This is a genomic window from Streptomyces sp. NPDC093510, from assembly GCF_040683555.1.
Classification (GTDB): Bacteria; Actinomycetota; Actinomycetes; order Streptomycetales; family Streptomycetaceae; genus Streptomyces.
The window spans coordinates 1-15,323 of record NZ_JBFBEE010000025.1 but is presented as its reverse complement, the minus strand read 5'-3'; the positions used below and the strand labels follow the sequence as shown (position 1 = coordinate 15,323).

Here is a 15,323-nt window from a genome sequence, read left to right as displayed (position 1 = left end):
TCTCCGCTGATGGGTGTCTTCGTCTTCCTGCCCCTCGTGCTGCCGCTGACCGCGTGGCCGATCGCGCGCCTCGCCGAGCAGCACCTCCACCCGCGCACCGCGACCCGGCTGCTCACCGCCGTCGCCGGGGTGATGGCCGTGTGCAGCACGCTCTGCCTGGCACTCCTCATGGTCGTCGGCACCGCCCAACTGCCGGGAAATCCCCTGCCGGACGGCTGGTCCGACCCCGAGGTGCGGGCAGCCGTCCCCTACGACGAGGTCGCGGGCAGGGTCGCGATCCCCGCACTGCTCGCGGTGTGCGCGGCATGCGCGCGCACGCTCCGGCGGCACGCGCGTGTACGACGCCGCGGCCGTCGCGCCCTCGCAGGGCTGCGCGGCGGCTCCGTCGCCGTCCTCACCGACGAGGCGTCGTACGCCTACGCCCTGCCGACGCGCGCCGGTGGCCGTGTCGTGGTCACCACCGGCATGCTGTCCCGGCTCGCGTCCCCGGAGCGCCGCGCGCTGTTCGCCCACGAGCGGGCCCACCTCTCCGCACGGCACCACCGGCACCTGCTCGTCACGCAGTTGGCGGCCCGCGCGAACCCCTTCCTGCGGCCGCTGCGCACCTCCGTCGCCTACGCCGCGGAGCGGTGGGCCGACGAGGCGGCGGCCGGTGCGGTGCGGGACCGGCGGGTCGTCGCCCGCGCGATCGGCAAGGCGGCCCTGGTCTCCCGGGGCGCGCCCGCGCCGACCCTCGCGGGGCTGGCGTCGCCGGGCCCGGTGCCGCGCCGCGTCGCCGCGCTCCTCGCCCCGGCGCCCGCCGCCCGCACCCGGCCCTCCGTGTTCACCGCGGTGGGGCTCGCCCTGTGGTCCGCGGCGTTCGGCACCGCCGTCTCCGCGATGTCCTCGGCGAACGCCGCCGTCACGATGGTCCTCATCCTTCGGGCGGCCACACCGCTCTGAGAGCTGTCTTTGAACCGTCTGCCCTAGAGGTCGAACTCGTGCGGCGGCAGGTCGAGCGCGAAGCACGCCTCGCGCACCACGGCCTGCTCGTCCTTGTCGAAGTCGCCGTCGGCGCCGCCGATGACGATGCCGATCTGGATCACCGCGCGGGCCTCGGCGGGCTTCTTCTTCGCCTTGGCGACCTCCTGGAGGACGCTCACCTTGCCGAAGGCGAAGTCCGCGGTCAGCTTGTCCACGTACTCGTCGAAGCGGCGGCGCAGGTCGTCCGCGGGGAAGTTCTGCAACACCTCGTTCGTGCCGATGAGCTGGGCCACGCGCTGGCGCTCGGACGGGTCGACGGTGCCGTCGGCGGCCGCCACCAGGGCGCACATCGCCATGCTGGCGTCGCGGAAGGCGCCGCTCTTGAGGTCGTTCTTCTTCGCCATCAACTGGGTCTGCATCGTCGATGCGGATTCCTTGACGCGGTCCCACAGGGCCATGGGGAACTCCATAAACGTATCGATGTATCAGGGGTGTTCGGACGAGGTCCCGGTACGCTGCGCGCAGGTCCGGGCCCCCGCCAGTTTCTACAACAGAGTAGAAACTAGCAGCCCGGCCGAGAAGTTCCCGCCCAGCGGAAGGTGCGCGTGATGACTCCGACGGCACATGAACTCCTGCGGACCACGGCCGCCCGCCTCGCCCCCGACCCGGACGCGAACCCCTTCGTGCCGCGCGTCGCCGACGGCCGGGCGCAGGTGCGCACGATCGCCGTACTCGCGCTGGAGCAGCGGCACGTCATCCCGGCCGACCAGCGTTCCTTCCAACACCTGACCCGGCGGTCGGCCGAGGCCAAGGACCTGGAGTCCGCCGCCTTCTTCGACACCCTCGCCGACGGCGAGAGCCTCGCGCGGGAGCGGCTCGCCCCGCTGCTCGACGCCTGCGCGGTCGGCGCGACCGAAGCGGCGACGTACGAACCGCAGGCCGGCTGTCAGGCCTACCCGGCCTATGTGGCCTGGCTCGCCCTCAACGGCGAACCGGTCGACGTCGTCCTCGCCCTCACCGCCAACTTCGAGGCATGGGGCCGCTGTTGCGCCACGATCGCCCGCGCGCTGCGCGACCACTACGGCTTCGACGACGAGGCCTGCGGTTTCTTCGACCTCTTCGCGGAACCCGCGCCGGACCTCGACAGGCAGGCACTCACCGCCGTACAGGCCGGTCTCGACCGGGGCCGGGTCACGGCGGCCCACCTGCGCCACGGCCGCCTGCTGGGCCACTACGAGGAGATGTTCTGGGAGACCCTCGCCGACGGCGACGAGGCGGTGCGGAGCCGCCGGCCCCACCCCGCCGCACCCTGACCACGACCCCCGGGAGTAGCGCGTGACCGCACCCACCTCCGCCGAACTTTCCTGCGCACCGGCCGCCCAAGGCCTCAGCGACGGCGCCATCGGCACCGGCGACCTGGTGTTCTTCGTCGTGGCCGCAGCCGCGCCGCTCACCGTCATGGCGGGCGTGGCCCCGCTGGCCATCGGCATGGCCGGGGACGCGGCACCGCTCGGCTATCTGCTCTCCGGACTGCTGCTCGTCGTCTTCGCCGCGGGCTTCACGGCGATGAGCCGGTTCGTGCGCAACGCCGGCGCGTTCTACGCGTACATCGGACGCGGCCTGGGACGCCCGACCGGGGCGGGGGCCGCGTATGTCGCGCTCTTCTCGTACAACGCGATCGAGGTCGGACTCCTCGCCGCCTTCGGCTGGTTCACCGAATCCGGCTTCGAGGACCTCACCGGCATCCATGTGGCCTGGTGGATGTGGGCGGCGGCCGGACTCGTCGCGATCGCCGCGCTCGGCTACCTCCGGATAACGCTCAGCGCCAAGGTCCTCGGTGTCGCGCTGGCCCTCGAAGTCCTGGTGCTGCTCGTCCTCGACGTGGGCGTCCTCGCGCACGGGGGCGGCCCGCAGGGCCTCGACCACGGCGCGCTCTCGCCCGCACGCCTCGGCGAACCGGGCGTGGGCGGCATGTTCGTCCTCGCCATCGGCGCGTTCATCGGCTTCGAGGCGACCGCCATCTACGCCGAGGAGGCGCGCCGCCCCGAACGGGCCGTGCCCCGCGCCACCTACATCGCGGTCGGCTTCCTCGCGCTCTTCTACACCTTCACCGTCTGGATGATCATCAACGCGTACGGGGCCGACCGCGCCCGGACGGTCGCGAACGGGGACGGCGGCGCCGACATGGTGTTCTCGGCCACCGAACGGTACGCCGGGGCCTGGGCGGCCGACTCCATGCACGTACTGATCATCACCAGCGCCTTCGCCGCCACCCTCGCCTTCCACAACGGCGCCGCCCGCTACTTCTACGCACTCGGCAGGGAAGGACTCCTGCCCGCACGCCTCGGCACCGTCTCGGCCAGGACACGGGCACCGGCCGCCGCGGTCGTCACACAGTCCGCCATCGCGCTCGCCGTGATCGTCGTCACCGTGCTCGGCGGGGCCGACCCGTACACCGTCACCTTCCTGTGGAGCAGCGGCTCCGGCATCCTCGGCGTGATGCTCATGCAGGCACTCGCCGCGCTCGCCGTGTACGGATTCTTCCGCCGCGACCGGCGGGCCGTGCCGGCCTGGCGGGTCGTCGCCGCGCCGCTGCTCGCCTGCGCGGGACTCGTCGTCATGACCGTCCTCGTCTGCGCCGACCTCGACCTGCTCACCGGCGCCTCGGACGGTGTGAACGCGGCGCTGATCGCGCCCCTGCCGGTGCTGTTCGTGGTGGGGGCCGGGCTGGCCCTGCGGCTCCGGCGGCGCGACCCGGCGGCGTACGAACGACTCACGACGGTGGACGCCGAACGCACCTGAGTGGTCCAGTGGTCTCCGAGCGATCAAGTCGACGACAACGGCAAGGAGCCGGCGACAGCATGACGGTGACAGAATGACAGCGACCACCCTCGTCTTCCTGGGCACCATCCGCACCGGCGACGGGGACGGTGACACCACGGCGCTTGCCGTGCGCGACGGCCGGATCGCCGCCCTCGGCGCAGCGGCCCGCGCACTCGCCCCGACCGCGGACGAGGTCGTCGACATCGGCGACGGACTGCTGATGGCCGCCTTCGGAGACGGGCACGCCCACCCGCTCTTCGGCGGCCTGGAGAGCTTCGGGCCGCAGATCAAGGAGCTGGACTCCATCGACGCGATCGTCTCCGAAGTCGGGCGCTGGGCGAAGGAACACACGGAGACGGAGTGGATCGTCGGCGCTTCCTACGACCCCGCGCTCGCGCCCGACGGGGAGTTCGACGCCCACTGGCTGGACGCCGCGGTACCCGACCGGCCCGTCGTGCTGCGCGCCCACGACTACCACACCGTCTGGTGCAACACCGAGGCGCTGCGCAGGGCCGGGGTGACGGAGACGACTCCGGAGCCGCGCCTGGGCTGGATCGTGCGCCGCGCGGACGGTACACCCCTCGGCACACTCCGCGAATGGCACGCCTGCGATCTCGTGCTCGACCAAGTGCCCTCGCGCGCGATGGACGAGCTGGTGGAGGCGGTGCGCCGCGCCGGGCACGCGTACGCGCGCGCGGGCATCACCTGGGTCCAGGACGCCTGGGTCGAACCGGAGACGGCCGAGGCCTACCTCGCCGCGGCCCGGCGCGACGCCCTCACCGTCCGCGTCGACCTGGCCCAGCGCGCCGACCCGGACCGCTGGCGCGAACAGCTCGGGCCGTTCTCCGCGACCCGCGCGCGTGTGGCGGCCGACGGCGGAGAGCTGCTCACCGCGCGGACGGTGAAGTACTTCAGCGACGGTGTCGTCGAAGGCGGTACGGCCGCCATGCTCGACCCCTACCTGGACGCGCCGCACAGCTGCGGGATGCCCGTGTGGGAGCCGAGCGCCCTCGCCGAGGCAGTGCGTGCCTTCGACGCCGAGGGCTTCCGGACGCACATCCACGCCATCGGGGACGCCGGTGTGCGCGCGGCACTCGACGCCATCGAGGCGGCGGCCGACACCAATCCGGCCTGGGACCGGCGCCCGGTGATCACCCACGTCCAGGTTGTCGACCCCGCGGACCTGCCGCGGTTCGCCGCGCTCGGCGTCATCGCCAACTTCGAGCCCCTGTGGGCACAACCGGACCCGCTCCAGACCGAGCTGTCCATCCCGCGGATCGGCGCACGACGGGCCGAGCTCCAGTACCCCATGGGAGAGCTGGCGCGCGACGGAGTGCGCCTGTCCTTCGGCAGCGACTGGCCCGTCAGCTCGCACGTCCCGCTGGAGGGCGTCCAAGTCGCCGTCACCAGGCGCACGTTCACGGGTGAGCCGGCGGACGGCTGGCTCCCGCACCAGCGGCTCACCGTCGACCAGGCGCTGACGGCGGCCACGACCGGCGTCGCCCACCAGGCGGGCGCCGACGACCGTCTGTCCCTCGCGCCGGGCGCCCCCGCCGACCTGGTCCTGCTCTCCGCGGACCCACGCGCGTGCGACCCGATGGACATCCGCCACGCGCGCGTGCTGGGCACCTGGCTGGGCGGCAGGCCCACGTACAGAGCGGCCTCCGTGGGGGAGTGACGTGCCCCTCAGTGGAGGGCGGCGCACCCCACCCTTTGGAGGACCGTGTGGCCGCTCCGGACGCCCGGCACGTCGTTGAGGACCTCGCCGTGCAGCTCGGTCCAGGAGTGGAAGGCGAACCGCGCGCCGATCGACGAACGCTGCCGGGCGATGACCGTCTCGGCGGGCAGCCCGAGCGCCGACAGATGGACGGCCAGTGCGAACGACCTGGCCAGGCAGAGCGCGTCGGGGGCGAGCAGGCGTACGACGAGCTGACAGTGGGGTAGTTCGCGGCGGGCGAGGCGGATCGCCGTCGCCTCCGGCAGGTCGCGGTGGGCACCCGCAGGCACGTGCAGATCGCGCAGCCGGGATTGCGCCGCGCCCCAGCCGTGCCTGTTCAAGGTCCACAGCGCACGTGCCGTGCGGGAGGCGGCGGCCAGCCGAACCGGGAGGGGAGTGCGCGGCAGGGGTCCGGCCGCGTCGTCGCCCCAGAGCAGGAAGGCCCAGTCGGCGGTCGCCCGCGGCTTCGTCGTCGGGACCGTCATGACGGCACGTCACCGGGTCCTGCGAGGCGGCTCTCGGCGAGCTGGGCGGCGAGTGACCGGATGCCCTCCCGCAGTTCGCCGTCGGCTGCGTCGATGCGCTCGGTGAGGTCGCGGACGGCCTCGTCGTACGTCTCGCAGCGCAGGGCCGTCTCCAGCATGAGGGTCGCTGTGGGGTTCAGCTCGAAGTAGACGCCGTCGGCGGTGTCGAGGAGGACCCCCGTACCGTCGGCGGGGTCGAAGACGGTCTGCTCGGCCAGTTGGATCAGCGGCATGTCGGTCTCCTTCACGAAGCCGGCCACGGCGGCCGTCACCGGCCCGTGGCGCGGGGTGTTCACTCCCTCGGCGCCGGGCCGAGCTTGTGCGTCAGGTCGCGCAGGAACAACTCGACCATGGCCGTGCACAGCAGGTTCTCCGCGTTGCGGCGCAACGCGCGGGGGTCGTCGAGGACGGCGGCCAGGCGGCGCGGATCCACGACGCCCAGGGCGGGCAACAGGGCGTCGGGCCCGCCCAGTACGTCCCCCACGGCGTCCGGATGGCGCAGGCACCACGTCTCGTCCGGCGAGCCGAGCCAGTCCCGTCCGTAGTGCCGCCACACGACGGAGGGAAGCTTCCGGCGGGCGGCGGCGAGACGCAGCACGGGCTTGTCGATGGTCCGGCCGGCGTACGGGATCACCCGGTAGGCGTTCGGCAGCCGGGCCGCCAGCCGGCGCAGCTCCCGGCCGCCCCAGGGTTTGGCGCAGTGAATGCCGTACGGCCGCCAGACCGTCAGGTTCAGGGTGTGCTCCTGCGCGGCGGAGTCCGGTTCGTAGCGCTCGGCCCCGGCGTCGGGAAGGGGGACGAGGAAGTCGCTCGCGCGTTCGGTCTCGGCGGTCGCTTCGGGGTCGTCGTAGAGCGAGTGGCCGGGGTGCAGACTGCGGACGATCCTGCTGAGTTCCCACCGGGAGCTGAGCAGGCCGCTGGCCATGGCGCACCGTTCGCGCCACGGGACGTCCGCGACGGCGACGTCGTAGAGGCCGTAGCGCAGGGGGCCGAAGACGACATCCCCGTCGAGGCCGGTGAGCACCGTGCGCACGCCGTCATCGGCGATCCGGCGGGCCGTCAGATCGAGGCGGCGGAACCACACGTGGTTGAAGGGCAGGGGGTGGTCGTGCCCGACCGGGAAGTAGGACTCGTCCTCACCGGGCGGGTCCACCGTCACCAGCGGGACCGACAGCTGCCGGCACACTTCACGCGCGCGTGGCCACTCGTCGGCGATCGGGTCGGCGGTGCGCATGTGGTACGCGGTGACCTCGGCCCCTTGTTCGACGAGCGCGGCGAGCACGAGGGCCGAGTCGACGCCTCCGGAGAGCAGGACGCCGATGCGGCCGGCGGACGCGTAGGGGCGGGTCTCCTCAAGGAGCAACTCCTGGGCGATGTCGGCGTACTGGCGCAGGGAGGTGCGGCGCGGCAGCGGGAGCGGGCTGATGGTGTCGTACGTCTCGACGCGCGCCGACCGGCCGTCCGCGACGACGAGGTGGCCGGGAAGCAGCCGCTCCATGCCCGGGAAGACGAAGACGTCCTCGCCGCGACAGGCGCGCCACAACGTCTCGGGGTCGAACTCCGGTGGTCCTTCGAGCAGGTCGCGAGGGTCGCTCGACCACTGCGTCCCACGGTCCGACGTACGGAAGAAGAGCTGTTCGGCGCTGCACACGCCGCGGAAGAGCACGACGCGCCGGGCGGTGACGACGGCTCCGGCGAGCTCTGGCGGCAGTCGGCGGAGCGCGGCGTACCGGCCGCGTTCGGTCTCCCGTACCACCCGCTCCACCTGGTCCGGCGTCAGCTCGCGCGGCAGAGGGCCCGCGAGGGCGAGGCAGGCGTTCGGGACCGGTTGCGGGACGGTTGACGGGGCGCTGACTCCCGCCGGAAGCCACTGGCAGACACCGTCGGCGGCGCGACCGTCGGCGTAGCGGGCGTCGAACGGGGCGTGCGTGAGGTCCACGGTGCTCGAGGGGACGGCTGTGCGCCCGGAGCAACCGGGGAACGCCGCGAAGTGCTGGCCGGCCATCGCGCTCCCGGGCTCGTCCCACGAGCGGAGCGGAGCCCATAGGGCTCCGCCCTGCGGTGGGGTCGGTCAGAGGATGTTGCCATGGCCGAGCAAGTCGGGAACTCCACGACGCAGTTGGCCGGTCAGCTTCTCCACCCGCCCGATCCGGACGATCTTCGGAGGCGTATAGCGCAGACGCATTGTGCTTCACCTTCCTCCTGCTCCCGGGTCGTCGCCGCAACGACGACATGTGACATATAGGGTGTTTGTTCCCTCTTCTTCCAGTTTGTGGGGTGGAGCGTGCCACGTCAAAAGCGGCAACCAGGCGAGCCGGAGACCCGGTGGTGACCGGCGCGGACCGCACCGGCTGCCCCGCCGGTGACGCGGGCCCGTACGCGATCTGCGCCCACGGCCTGACCAAGCACTACCCCGGCACCGAGGCGGTCCGCGGGGTCGACCTCCACGTACGCACCGGAGAGACCTTCGCCTTCCTCGGCCCCAACGGCGCCGGCAAGACCACCACCATCGCGATGCTCTGCGCCCTGGCCCGCCCCACCTCCGGGCACGCGCGCGTGGCCGGCGCCGACATCCGCACCGAGCCGCAGCGCGTACGCCGCGGTGTCGGCCTGCTCTTCCAGCACAGCGCCCTCGACCCGAACCTCAGCGTGGAACGCAGCCTCTATCTCCACGCCCGCCTGTACGGCCTGTCCCGCCCCCTCGCCCGGACCCGCGGAGCGGCGCTCCTGGAACTCACCGGGCTCGCCGAGCGCCGCCGGGACCGCGTGCGCACCCTCTCCGGAGGGCTGCGCCGCCGCCTGGAGATCGCCCGCGCTCTGCTCCACGAACCGGGCGTGCTCTTCCTCGACGAACCCACCCTCGGCCTGGACCCGCACGCCCGCGCCCACATCTGGGACCACCTGGCCCGGCTCCGCGCCGACCGGCGCACCACCGTCTTCGTCACCACGCACTACCTGGACGAGGCCGAACACTGCGACCGCCTCGCCATCCTCGACCGGGGCCGCGTCGTCACACACGGCACTCCGGCCGCCCTCAAGGCCGCCATCGGCGACGACCACGTGCGCGTACGCACCGCCGACGACGCCGCGGCGGCCGCCGTACTGCGGCAGGACCTCGCCCTGCACCCGGCCGCCGGGCCGGGCGGGCTGACCGTCGCCGTGGCGGGCGGCGCACAGCAGGTGCCCCGGCTGTGCGCCGCCCTGGCCGCCCGCGACATCCGCGTGCACGCCATCACGCTCACGGAACCCTCCTTGGACGACGTCTTCTTCCACCACACCGGCCGCCTCATCACCGGGAGCGGCCGGTGACGGCCCCGCCGGCCACCGAGGCCGCGTCCCCCCTGGTACGGGAAGTGCGCGCCGTCCACGCCCTTGTTCTGCGTGATCTGCTGCGCATGCTCGCCCAGCCCGCGCAGACGGCCCTGACACTGGTGCAGCCCCTGCTTTTCCTGCTGATCCTCGGCGGCGGCCTGGCGGCCCTGGTGCCCGCGACGGCCGTCGGCGGCGACTACCGCGCCTACCTCTTCCCCGGCGTGCTGGTGATGACCGTGCAGACCCCGGCGGTGACCGTCGGCATGCGGCTGATCACCGACCGCGAGAGCGGCTACCTCCGCGAGCTCCTGATGGCCCCCGTACGCCGCACCACCCTCCTCTGCGCGAGCTGCCTGGGCGGCACCGCGGAAGCCACCGTCCAGGGCGCGGTACTCCTGGCCACCGCGGGCGTCGTCGGGCTGCCCTACGACCCCGCCCTGCTCCTGACCCTGCTCGCGACCATGGTGCTGACCTCGTTCGTGCTCACCGTCCTGGCGGCCGCGCTCGCTCTCGGCATCCGCAGCGTGGAGTCCTTCCACATCCTGCTCAGCCTCGCCCTCATGCCGTTGCTCTTCCTCTCCGGAGCGTTCTTCCCCCTGACCGCGCTGCCCGGCCCGCTCGTCCAGCTGACGGCCCTCAACCCCCTCGCGTACGCCGTGGACGTGCTGCGCCGCAGCATCGAGCGGCACGCCCCCGGCGGCCCGACGGCCGACGGGGTGCGCTGGGGGGACTGGCAGGTCCCGGCCGCGCTGGAGATCGTGGTCCTCGCCCTGTTGGGCCTGGTCGTGCTGTGGTGGGCCGCCCGCCGGTTCGGCCGCCTGGAGTGAGAGACGGACGCACTACGCGATCGCCGCGCACGCGCGCGTGGCGCACCCCCGTGCCACGCGTGGTGACGAACTCCCTTGCAGGAAAGGCCTTCAGGCACACATGACATCTCACGAGACGGAGAGGGAGACGGAGACCGAGACCGAGACCGAGGCAGAGTCGGAGTCGGAGGCGGACGGGCATGGGGCGGGGCTCGCGGTGACCACCGCCGCGTTCACCTTTCTCCTCCTGCGGCTGTTCGCCGTGTCCGGCTACGACTGGCACACCGCCTTCGCGGTCCTCCACACCCTCGACCTGGACGACACCATCGGCCTTGTCCTCGGCACCGTCATGGCCGACTCGTTCGTCTCCGTGCTGTTCCTCGCGCTCCTCCTGCCGGTCGCCGTCCTCCGGTTCTTCACGGAGGCGCGAGCCCTGCGGGAGGCCAGGAACCGCGCACAGATGGCGGGCCGGCGGGCCGAGCGGCCCGACCTGACGGGGGCGATGCTGCTCGGAGCGGCGACGATCACCACCCCGTGGGTCCCGCTGGAGCGGATCGAGTTGGGCCACGCCAAGGGCCTGCGGGGCTATGTGATGCAGGCCGAGCCCGGATTCCTCAAGGTGCTCACCGAAAGGGAGCGGGAGTTCCTCATCCTGCCGGATGACGACGTGAGGTCGAGGGAGGAGATCGCGGCGCACTGAGTGCGGACTTCACGGGCGGGGCAGGGGCCGGACCGCGGGCGCCGTCAGCGCAGAACGATGGCCGTGGCGGCGATCCCGTTCCGCACGACCCACTGACCGGAGAACACCTTCAGCTCGACGCCCTCCACCACAGGCCCCTCGACCAGCAGCCGCGCGGTGAACGTCCCGTCCGCGACAAGCTCCACCCGGGCGTCCTCGAAGCCGAGCCACCGCCCGGTGAGCGGGAACCACGTCTTGTAGACGGACTCCTTCGCACTGAAGAGCAGCCTGTCCCAGGGCGTGGCCGGGTGCCGGGAGCCGAGCGCGGCGAGCGCGGCACGTTCCGTCTCGTCGGCCACGAGGTTGAGGACGTCCGGATCACGCAGGGGCTCGCCCGGCTCGGCGTCGATGCCGAGCGACGTCACCTCACCGGCCCGGGCCACGACCGCCGCCCGGTACCCGGCACAGTGCGTCATGCTGCCGACGACGCCGTCCGGCCAGCCCGGCGCGCCCCGGTGCCCCGGCAGGATCGGCGCGGGCGGCACCCCGATGCGGGCCAGCGCGGTACGGGCGCAGTGCCGCACTGTCGTGAACTCGTTGCGCCGCTTGGCCACCGCGTTCGCGACCACCGCCTCCTCCTCCGGGAAGAGGACGGCGTCGGCCGGGTCGTCGTGGGTCTCGACGACCGTGACGGGCACGTCGGCGAGCAGGGATGCCAAGGGACCCGCCGGGTCCGGGACTTGGCGCACGGATATGGAAGGTGACGTCACGAGAGATCACGGTACCGGGCGGACCGCGCCGGAGGGCGGCCTGTGGCCCACGCCACCCCACGGCCCTCCCGGGCACGGACCGCCCCCGACGAGCGCATACGCTGGCCTGATGCAGGACGAATACCGCACAGTGGCCCGCGAGGGCGTGCACGAGACCGAGATCAACCGCTCGCGCTTCCTGTGCGCCCTGGCACCCGCGGCCACCGAGCGGGAGGCCCAGGACTTCGTCGCACGCGTCCGCAAGGAACACCCGACCGCCAGCCACAACTGTTTCGCGTACGTCATCGGGGCCGACGCCGCCGTGCAGAAGGCGAGCGACGACGGCGAGCCCGGCGGCACCGCCGGCGTCCCGATGCTGCAGATGCTGACGCGCCGCGACATGCGGTACGTCGCCGCCGTCGTGACCCGCTACTACGGAGGGGTCAAACTCGGCGCCGGAGGACTCATCCGCGCCTACGGAGGAGCGGTCGGCGAGGCCCTGGACGTCCTCGGCACCGTCACCCGCCGCCGTTTCCGCCTGGCCACCGTCACCGTCGACCACCAGCGCGCGGGCAAGGTCCAGAACGATCTGCGGGCGGCCGGCCGCGAGGTGCGCGACGTCCGCTACGGCGACGTGGTCACGATCGAGATCGGCCTGCCCGACGCCGACGTGGACGTCTTCCGCGGCTGGCTGGCCGACGCCACCGCGGGCAGCGCCGTGCTTGAGCTCGGGGGAGAGGCGTACGGGGACGCCTGACGCGCGGGGCCCGGAGGAGGCGCGGGCCCGGAGCAGTTACGGGAGTGGCCACCCGTGATGTCCGACCCGCCCGATAGTCTCGGGAATCATGAGGCTTCTGCACACGTCCGACTGGCATCTCGGGCGATCGTTCCACCGCGTGAACATGCTCGACGCCCAGGCCGCGTTCATCGGCCACCTGCTGGCGACCGTGCGTGAGCGTGACGTGGACGCCGTCGTGGTGGCCGGGGACGTGTACGACAGGGCGGTGCCGCCGCTCGCGGCCGTCGAGCTCTTCGACGACGCCCTGCACCGGCTCGCGGACCTCGGCGTGCCGACGGTCATGATCTCCGGGAACCATGATTCGGCGCGCCGCCTCGGCGTCGGCGCGGGCCTCATCGACCGCGCGGGCATCCACCTGCGCACCGACCCGGCCGCCTGCGCGGAGCCCGTGATCCTCACCGACCCCCACGGCGACGTCGCGTTCTACGGCCTGCCCTATCTCGAACCCGCCCTGGTCAAGGACGCTTTCGGAGTGGACAGGGCGGGCCACGAGGCGGTCCTCGGCGCCGCCATGGACCGGGTGCGGGCCGACCTCGCCGCGCGCGCACCGGGCACGCGCTCCGTCGTCCTCGCCCACGCCTTCGTCACCGGCGGCCAGGCCAGCGACAGCGAGCGGGACATCACCGTCGGCGGGGTCGCGGCCGTGCCCGCCGGAGTCTTCGAAGGCGTCGACTACGCAGCCCTCGGCCACCTGCACGGCAGCCAGACCCTCTCCGCGCGCGTGCGCTACTCCGGCTCCCCCCTGCCGTACTCCTTCTCCGAGGCCGACCACCGCAAGAGCATGTGGCTCGTCGACCTCGGCCCCGGAGGGGACATCGACGCCGAGCGCGTCGACTGCCCCGTACCGCGCCCCCTCGCCCGCATCAGGGGAACCCTCGACGACCTGCTCGACGATCCCGGGCTCGCCCGCCACGAAGAGGCGTGGGTCGAGGCCACCCTCACCGACGCCTTGCGCCCCGACGACCCGATGGCCCGCCTCTGCGAGCGCTTCCCGCACACCCTCAGCCTCGTCTTCGACCCGGACCGGGCCCCCGACGACCCGGACGTCTCCTACGCCCAGCGTCTCCAGGGCCGCAGCGACCAGCAGGTCGCCGAGGACTTCGTGACCCACGTGCGCGGCGCCGGGCCCGATGAACGGGAACGGCAAGTGCTGCGTTCGGCGCTCGACGCGGTCCGCACCGACGCCACCCTGCGCGAGGTCGCCCGATGAGGCTCCACCGGCTCCGCATCACCGCCTTCGGGCCGTTCGGCACCACCCAGGACATCGACTTCGACGACCTCAGCACCGCCGGGCTCTTCCTGCTGCACGGCCCGACCGGCGCGGGCAAGACCTCCGTCCTGGACGCCGTGTGCTACGCCCTCTACGGCTCGGTGCCGGGCGCGCGACAGGGCGCGGGACAAGGCATGACGCTGCGCAGCGACCACGCGCAGCAGGGCACGCGCACGGAAGTGAGCCTCGAACTCACCGTCGCCGGGCGCCGCTTGGAGATCACCCGGCAGCCCCCATGGGCGCGCCCCAAGAAGCGCGGCACGGGCACCACCACGGAGAAGGCGCAGAGCTGGCTGCGCGAGTACGACGCGGGGGCCGCGCCGGCCGCCTGGAAGGACCTCAGCCGGTCCCACCAGGAGATCGGCGAGGAGATCACGCAGCTGCTCGGCATGAGCAAGGAGCAGTTCTGCCAGGTGGTCCTCCTGCCCCAGGGCGACTTCGCGCGCTTCCTGCGCGCCGACGCGGAAGCACGCGGAAAGCTCCTCGGGCGGCTCTTCGACACGCACAGGTTCGCCGCCGTGGAACAGAGGCTCGCCGAGCAGCGGCGCACCACCGAGGCCGAGGTCAAGGAGGGGGACGCCGCGCTCCTCGCCGACGCGCACCGCATGCAGCAGGCGGCGGACGACGGCGGCCGCGACACCGAGCTCCCCCTGCCCGACCTGGCGCCCGGCGACCCGGGCCTCGCCGGCGCCGTCCTCACCTGGGCGGCCGTCGCCCGCGCGAACGCCCGGGAGCGTCTCACCGTCGCCGACTGCGCGCTCACGGCCGCCGAGTCCGCCCAGGCAGCCGCCGAACGCGGACTCGGTGACGCACGCGAACTCGACCGCCTGCAGGCGCGGTTCGCCGAGGCACAGTCGCGGGCCGAAAGGCTCCACGCGCGCGCGGACGAACAGCGCGACCTCGAAGAGCGCCTGCAACGGGCCCGCAAGGCCGAGACGGTAGCCCCCGCGCTCGGCCTGCGCGACACCGCGGACGCCGACCACCGCCGCGCCACGGAAGCGGAGGCACGCGCGCGTGGCCGCCTGCCCGAGACGTTCACGTCCTCCGGCGCGGCGGGCCTCGCCGCCGCCGCGCGCACAGCGGCAAAGGAGCTGGGCGGCCTCACGTCGGCCCGGCGCGCCGAGCAGCGCACCGCCGAGATCGCCGCGGAACGCGCCGCGCTGGACCGCCAGGAGCGGGCGGACGACGAACTGCTCCAGGACGCGTCCGGCTGGCTCGACGGCTGGGAGACGACCCGGGGCACGCTCCAGGAGAACATCGAGTCCGCCCAGGAAGCCGCGACCCGCGCCGAGCGCCTGGCGGGTCGGCTCGAACCGGCGCAGGCCCGCCTCGACGCGGCCCGCCGCCGTGACCGCCTCGCCCAGGACGCGGCAGAGGCACACGAACGCGCCCTCGCCGCCCGCGAGTCCGCGACCACCGCCCACGAGCACTGGCTCGCCCTCAAGGAGCAGCGCCTCACCGGTATCGCCGCCGAACTGGCCGCGCACCTGACCGACGGCGCACCCTGCGCGGTGTGCGGCGCGACGGAGCACCCGGCCCCCGCACGGAAGATCGCCGGACACGTCGACCGCCACACCGAGGAGGCCGCCCTCGCCGCGCACCGCCGCGCGGACGAGTCCCGCACGGCCGCCGAGCGCGCCCTCGGGGACGTACGGGAATCCCTGGCCGCGGCGACGGCCGC

At 73.4% G+C, this 15,323-nt stretch carries 16 protein-coding genes; 10 read left to right on the top strand and 6 right to left on the bottom strand.

The window, feature by feature from the left end:
- Positions 1-9: 9 nt before the first annotated feature.
- The gene (locus AB0N81_RS32320) at positions 10-942 is read left to right on the top strand and encodes a M56 family metallopeptidase (protein ID WP_365364622.1); all 933 of its coding nucleotides are present in this window, start codon (positions 10-12) and stop codon (positions 940-942) included.
- 23 nt (positions 943-965) lie between these two features.
- Here the strand turns inward: AB0N81_RS32320 and AB0N81_RS32315 are convergent, their stop codons facing one another.
- On the bottom strand, positions 966-1,421 hold the full coding sequence (locus AB0N81_RS32315) for a tellurite resistance TerB family protein (RefSeq protein ID WP_150164242.1): 456 nt from the start codon (positions 1,419-1,421) through the stop codon (positions 966-968).
- A 150-nt stretch (positions 1,422-1,571) separates the two neighbouring features.
- Here AB0N81_RS32315 and AB0N81_RS32310 point away from each other — a divergent pair, with 150 nt between their 5' ends.
- The 3 genes from AB0N81_RS32310 (at position 1,572) to AB0N81_RS32300 (ending at position 5,464) form a co-directional block, all read left to right on the top strand.
- On the top strand, positions 1,572-2,276 hold the full coding sequence (locus AB0N81_RS32310) for a transcriptional regulator (RefSeq protein WP_365364620.1): 705 nt from the start codon (positions 1,572-1,574) through the stop codon (positions 2,274-2,276).
- A 22-nt stretch (positions 2,277-2,298) separates the two neighbouring features.
- Positions 2,299-3,765 (top strand): APC family permease, encoded by a 1,467-nt coding sequence (locus AB0N81_RS32305; protein WP_365364618.1) that lies wholly within the window; start codon positions 2,299-2,301, stop codon positions 3,763-3,765.
- A gap of 73 nt (positions 3,766-3,838) precedes the next feature.
- Positions 3,839-5,464 (top strand): amidohydrolase, encoded by a 1,626-nt coding sequence (locus tag AB0N81_RS32300; protein WP_365364616.1) that lies wholly within the window; start codon positions 3,839-3,841, stop codon positions 5,462-5,464.
- A gap of 8 nt (positions 5,465-5,472) precedes the next feature.
- Here AB0N81_RS32300 and AB0N81_RS32295 read toward each other — a convergent pair whose 3' ends face one another.
- The 4 genes from AB0N81_RS32295 to AB0N81_RS32280 all read right to left on the bottom strand — a co-directional run bounded on the left by AB0N81_RS32295 (position 5,473) and on the right by AB0N81_RS32280 (position 8,212).
- The gene (locus AB0N81_RS32295; protein WP_365364614.1) at positions 5,473-5,988 is read right to left on the bottom strand and encodes a lasso peptide biosynthesis B2 protein; all 516 of its coding nucleotides are present in this window, start codon (positions 5,986-5,988) and stop codon (positions 5,473-5,475) included.
- Positions 5,985-6,260 carry a PqqD family peptide modification chaperone gene (locus AB0N81_RS32290; RefSeq protein WP_365364612.1) on the bottom strand — a complete coding sequence of 92 codons (276 nt, stop codon included), beginning with the start codon at positions 6,258-6,260 and terminating at the stop codon, positions 5,985-5,987. The genes AB0N81_RS32295 and AB0N81_RS32290 overlap by 4 nt, the downstream gene beginning before the upstream one ends.
- A 59-nt stretch (positions 6,261-6,319) precedes the next feature.
- Positions 6,320-7,966, bottom strand: coding sequence for an asparagine synthase C-terminal domain-containing protein (locus tag AB0N81_RS32285; protein ID WP_365364610.1), 1,647 nt, complete (start codon positions 7,964-7,966; stop codon positions 6,320-6,322).
- 132 nt (positions 7,967-8,098) lie between these two features.
- Positions 8,099-8,212, bottom strand: coding sequence for a lasso RiPP family leader peptide-containing protein (locus AB0N81_RS32280; protein ID WP_365364608.1), 114 nt, complete (start codon positions 8,210-8,212; stop codon positions 8,099-8,101).
- A 143-nt stretch (positions 8,213-8,355) separates the two neighbouring features.
- Here AB0N81_RS32280 and AB0N81_RS32275 point away from each other — a divergent pair, with 143 nt between their 5' ends.
- From AB0N81_RS32275 to AB0N81_RS32265, 3 genes are all read left to right on the top strand, one after another.
- Positions 8,356-9,336 (top strand): ATP-binding cassette domain-containing protein, encoded by a 981-nt coding sequence (locus AB0N81_RS32275; RefSeq protein WP_365364606.1) that lies wholly within the window; start codon positions 8,356-8,358, stop codon positions 9,334-9,336.
- Positions 9,333-10,166 (top strand): ABC transporter permease, encoded by an 834-nt coding sequence (locus AB0N81_RS32270; protein WP_365364604.1) that lies wholly within the window; start codon positions 9,333-9,335, stop codon positions 10,164-10,166. Before AB0N81_RS32275 ends, AB0N81_RS32270 begins: the two co-directional genes overlap by 4 nt.
- Positions 10,167-10,266: 100 nt before the next feature.
- Positions 10,267-10,845, top strand: coding sequence for a hypothetical protein (locus tag AB0N81_RS32265; protein ID WP_365364602.1), 579 nt, complete (start codon positions 10,267-10,269; stop codon positions 10,843-10,845).
- Between the two features lie 44 nt (positions 10,846-10,889).
- Here AB0N81_RS32265 and AB0N81_RS32260 read toward each other — a convergent pair whose 3' ends face one another.
- Positions 10,890-11,543 (bottom strand): 4'-phosphopantetheinyl transferase superfamily protein, encoded by a 654-nt coding sequence (locus tag AB0N81_RS32260; protein WP_365364795.1) that lies wholly within the window; start codon positions 11,541-11,543, stop codon positions 10,890-10,892.
- 160 nt (positions 11,544-11,703) lie between these two features.
- Between AB0N81_RS32260 and AB0N81_RS32255 the strand changes: the two genes are divergently transcribed.
- The 3 genes from AB0N81_RS32255 to AB0N81_RS32245 all read left to right on the top strand — a co-directional run.
- Positions 11,704-12,330 carry a YigZ family protein gene (locus tag AB0N81_RS32255; RefSeq protein WP_365364600.1) on the top strand — a complete coding sequence of 209 codons (627 nt, stop codon included), beginning with the start codon at positions 11,704-11,706 and terminating at the stop codon, positions 12,328-12,330.
- An 88-nt stretch (positions 12,331-12,418) separates the two neighbouring features.
- Complete coding sequence (locus tag AB0N81_RS32250; RefSeq protein WP_365364598.1) at positions 12,419-13,582, top strand: exonuclease SbcCD subunit D; 1,164 nt, start codon at positions 12,419-12,421, stop codon at positions 13,580-13,582.
- Positions 13,579-15,323 (top strand): AAA family ATPase (locus AB0N81_RS32245; protein WP_365364596.1); only part of this gene is annotated, 1,745 nt, incomplete at its 3' end. The genes AB0N81_RS32250 and AB0N81_RS32245, both read left to right, overlap by 4 nt.

What these genes read in the sequence shown, in the direction of transcription:
- AB0N81_RS32290 (WP_365364612.1), bottom strand. Translation starts at nt 6,260, where the DNA reads ATGCCGCTGATCCAACTGGCCGAGCAGACCGTCTTCGACCCCGCCGAC.
- AB0N81_RS32250 (WP_365364598.1), top strand. Translation starts at nt 12,419, where the DNA reads ATGAGGCTTCTGCACACGTCCGACTGGCATCTCGGGCGATCGTTCCAC.
- AB0N81_RS32315 (WP_150164242.1), bottom strand. Translation starts at nt 1,421, where the DNA reads ATGGCCCTGTGGGACCGCGTCAAGGAATCCGCATCGACGATGCAGACC.
- AB0N81_RS32320 (WP_365364622.1), top strand. Translation starts at nt 10, where the DNA reads ATGGGTGTCTTCGTCTTCCTGCCCCTCGTGCTGCCGCTGACCGCGTGG.
- AB0N81_RS32255 (WP_365364600.1), top strand. Translation starts at nt 11,704, where the DNA reads ATGCAGGACGAATACCGCACAGTGGCCCGCGAGGGCGTGCACGAGACC.
- AB0N81_RS32310 (WP_365364620.1), top strand. Translation starts at nt 1,572, where the DNA reads ATGACTCCGACGGCACATGAACTCCTGCGGACCACGGCCGCCCGCCTC.
- AB0N81_RS32265 (WP_365364602.1), top strand. Translation starts at nt 10,267, where the DNA reads ATGACATCTCACGAGACGGAGAGGGAGACGGAGACCGAGACCGAGACC.
- AB0N81_RS32295 (WP_365364614.1), bottom strand. Translation starts at nt 5,988, where the DNA reads ATGACGGTCCCGACGACGAAGCCGCGGGCGACCGCCGACTGGGCCTTC.
- AB0N81_RS32300 (WP_365364616.1), top strand. Translation starts at nt 3,839, where the DNA reads ATGACAGCGACCACCCTCGTCTTCCTGGGCACCATCCGCACCGGCGAC.
- AB0N81_RS32280 (WP_365364608.1), bottom strand. Translation starts at nt 8,212, where the DNA reads ATGCGTCTGCGCTATACGCCTCCGAAGATCGTCCGGATCGGGCGGGTG.